Raw genomic sequence first — 3,270 nt, 5'->3', positions numbered from 1 at the left:
CTGCACCTGTACATCGGCCAGGAGGCGGTCTGCACGGGGCTGATCTCGGCTCGCAGACCGGAAGACCGGGTGATCACCGCCTACCGTGACCATGGGGTCGCTGTCGCCTGCGGCATTCCCGTCCAAGAGGTGATGGCGGAACTGCTCGGCAAAGTCACCGGCTGCTCGAAGGGCATGGGAGGATCGATGCACCTGGCGGATGTCCGCCGCAACTTCTGGGGCGGGCATGCCATCGTCGGAGCCCACCTGCCGCTGGCCACCGGCCTGGCTCTGGCCGATCAGATGCAGCGCAACCCGGCGGTCACGATCTGCATGTTCGGCGACGGCGCCACGAACATCGGGTACTTCCACGAGTCCTTGAATCTTTCGATGGTCTGGAAGCTCCCCGTGCTATGGGTGTGCGAGAACAACATGTACGGGATGGGCACCGCTGTGGAGCGGGCGTCGGCGGTCAGCGAGATCCGCCAGAAGGCTGACGGCTATGGGATGCCAAACAACCGGGTTGAAGGCATGGATGTGCTCGAAGTGCGGCGGGCGGCGGAGAACGCCCTGGAGCAGGTGCGCGGCAAGGGGCCGTACCTGCTGGAGATCGCGACCTACCGGTTCCGCGGCCACTCGATGGGCGACCCGGAGCGGTACCGCACGAGCGATGAGATCAAGAAGTGGCAGGAGGATGACCCGATCGGTGTCTTCCGGCGACATCTGATCGAAGGCAAGACCGCCAAGGCCCAGGAACTCGAGGTCCTGGAGTCCAGTGCCGAAGAGGAAGTGGCGGACGCGATTCGGTTCGCCGAGGAAAGCCCGGAGCCGGGGCCCGAACTGGTCTTCCCGGAATACCAGGCGCAGGTGAGGTGAGCCATGGCCGTGCTGACAATGCGGGAAGGGATCTCACAGGCGCTTTGGGAAGAGATGGAGCGCGACCCCCGCGTGTTCATCCTGGGCGAAGAGGTCGGCGTGTGGGGAGGCACCTATGCGGTCACCAAGGGGTTCTACGATCACTTCGGCCCGGAGCGGGTGCGCGACACCCCGATTGCCGAGGGCGTGATTGTCGGAGCGGCTAACGGAGCCGCCCTGGCCGGTTTGCGACCGGTCGCCGAGCTGATGACCATCAACTTCGCCTTCCTGGCCATGGACCAGATTGTCAACCATTCTGCCAAGCTCGGGCCTATGTTCGGCGGACAAATGAGCGTACCGGTTGTGATCCGCGCCGTCGGCGGCGGAGGGCGTCAGCTGGGCGCGACCCACTCACAAACCCCGGACGTGGTCTTCGCCCACTTTCCCGGCCTGAATGTGATCGCCCCCGGAACCCCGGCCGATGCCAAGGGCCTGCTCAAGTCCGCCATCCGCAGCGGCCAGCCGACGCTGTTCATCGAGCACGCCACGTTGTACCAGGTGCGCGGCGAGGTCCCGGAGGGAGACTACACTGAGCCGATCGGCGTCTCCAAGGTCCAGCGGACTGGAGAGGATGTGACGATCGTCTCGTACTCCAAGATGCTGCAGGTGTCGCTGCAGGCGGCCGAGAAGCTGGCCAAGGAAGGAATCGAGGCCGAGGTCATCGACCTGCGCACTTTGCGCCCGCTGGACATGGGGCCGATCGTGAAGTCCTTCCAGAAGACCAATCGGGCGGTGATCGCCGAAGAAGGCTGGCTGTCGTACGGGATCGGGGCCGAGGTTGCGGCCCGCCTGTACGAGCAGGCCTTTGACTACGTCGACGCACCGATCCGACGCGTCGGCCAGAAGGAAGTTGCCCTTCCCTACAACCGGCACCTGGAACAAATGGCTCTGCCGCAAGAGGACGATGTTATTGCGGCTGTGAAGGCGGTGCTGTGATGCCGACGGTGGTGGCGATGCCCAAGCTGGGTTTCGATATGGCCGAAGGCCTGCTCGTACGCTGGGTGAAGCGCGAGGGCGAGGCTGTCGAGAAGGGCGAGATCCTGGCCGAGATCGAGACCGACAAGGCCACGGTCGAAGTTGAAGCGACCACCGGTGGGGTGCTGCGCGGCCTGCTGGTGGCCGAGAAGACCAGCGTACCGGTTGGCACGCCGATCGCGGTGATCGGAACGGCCGACGAGCCTATCGACCTGGCGGCCCTGCTCGCCGAGGCCGGAGCGGCTGCCGCCCCGCCGCCTGCTGCTGCCGCGCCGCCGCCCGCCGGCCAGATGCCGATCCCACCCACTCCAGCGGCCTGGGCGGCAGCCAAGGCCTCGCCGTTGGCCCGGCGCATGGCCGCCGAGCGCGGATTGCCGCTGGCGAGCCTTGCCGGATCGGGGCCTGGAGGCCGGATTACCAAACGGGATGTCGAAGCGGCCGCGGCCGGCACCACCCGGCGGCAAGACGCCCCGGGCCGGACCCCAGCGGCGGCCCTGCAGACAGAGCGGGTCGCTCTGACTAAGTTGCGCAGCGCCGTCGGGCGCCGCATGCAAACCTCCAAGCAGCTGGCGCCGCACTTCTACCTGACCAGCGACCTGGATGCGGGTCCATTGATGGATCTGCGGGTGGAGTTCAACGCCCTGCTGCCGGAGCCGGAGAAGCTCTCAATCAACGATTTCATCGTCAAGGCGGCCGCCCTGGCGCTGCGCGAGTTCCCCGCCCTCAATGCCTCACTGGAAGGCGAGAGCATCCTGCGCCACGGCGAGATCCACATCGGGCTGGCGGTTGCCACCGACAATGGACTGCTGACGGTGGTCGCCCGCGATGCGGATCGCCGCCCGTTGGCCGAGCTGGCAGAGAGCATTCGCCAGATCGTCGCTCGGGCGCGCCAAGGACGGGTGCGCCCCGAAGACATCGAAGGCGCGACCTTCACGATCTCCAACCTGGGGATGTACGAGATCGAGCACTTCGCCGCCATCATCAATCCCCCCGAAGCCGCCATCCTGGCGGTTGGCGCCGTGCGGCAGGTTCCGGTTGTGCATGAGGGGGCTGTCATCCCCGGATGGCGCATGAAGGTCACGCTCTCCGCCGACCACCGAGTGACCGATGGCGCCGAAGGGGCGCGGTTCATGCAGGCCCTGCGGCAGCGGATCGAGCACCCACTGCAGCTGGTCGTGTAAGTCGCACAGAGCCAGTTCCCCGAAACGAACCCGAGCACCCTTCGGATTCCCACCCCAACGCCTGCTCCCCACCCGCCAACCCCTGGCCGTCGCCGCCGGCGCGGTTGGGGTATACAATTGCCCCAGGGGAGCAAGAGCATGGCCAAACGAATCCTGGTTGTGGACGACGAACCGGACACGCTTGGGCTGATCGAGCTCACGCTGGCGACCGCCGGCTACG

At 66.5% G+C, this 3,270-nt stretch carries 3 protein-coding genes; all 3 read left to right on the top strand.

The window, feature by feature from the left end; translation table 11 throughout:
- Positions 1-855: thiamine pyrophosphate-dependent enzyme (locus MUO23_03720; GenBank protein MCJ7512060.1), on the top strand; the 855-nt coding region annotated here is incomplete at its 5' end.
- Between the two features lie 3 nt (positions 856-858).
- The gene (locus MUO23_03715; protein MCJ7512059.1) at positions 859-1,830 is read left to right on the top strand and encodes an alpha-ketoacid dehydrogenase subunit beta; all 972 of its coding nucleotides are present in this window, start codon (positions 859-861) and stop codon (positions 1,828-1,830) included.
- Positions 1,830-3,050, top strand: coding sequence for a 2-oxo acid dehydrogenase subunit E2 (locus MUO23_03710; protein ID MCJ7512058.1), 1,221 nt, complete (start codon positions 1,830-1,832; stop codon positions 3,048-3,050). Before MUO23_03715 ends, MUO23_03710 begins: the two co-directional genes overlap by 1 nt.
- The last annotated feature ends 220 nt before the right edge of the window (positions 3,051-3,270 follow it).

Source organism: Anaerolineales bacterium (assembly GCA_022866145.1).
Classification (GTDB): domain Bacteria; phylum Chloroflexota; class Anaerolineae; order Anaerolineales; family E44-bin32; genus PFL42.
Note: the sequence above shows the minus strand (reverse complement) of the source record. Positions and strands in the feature narration are given on the sequence as shown.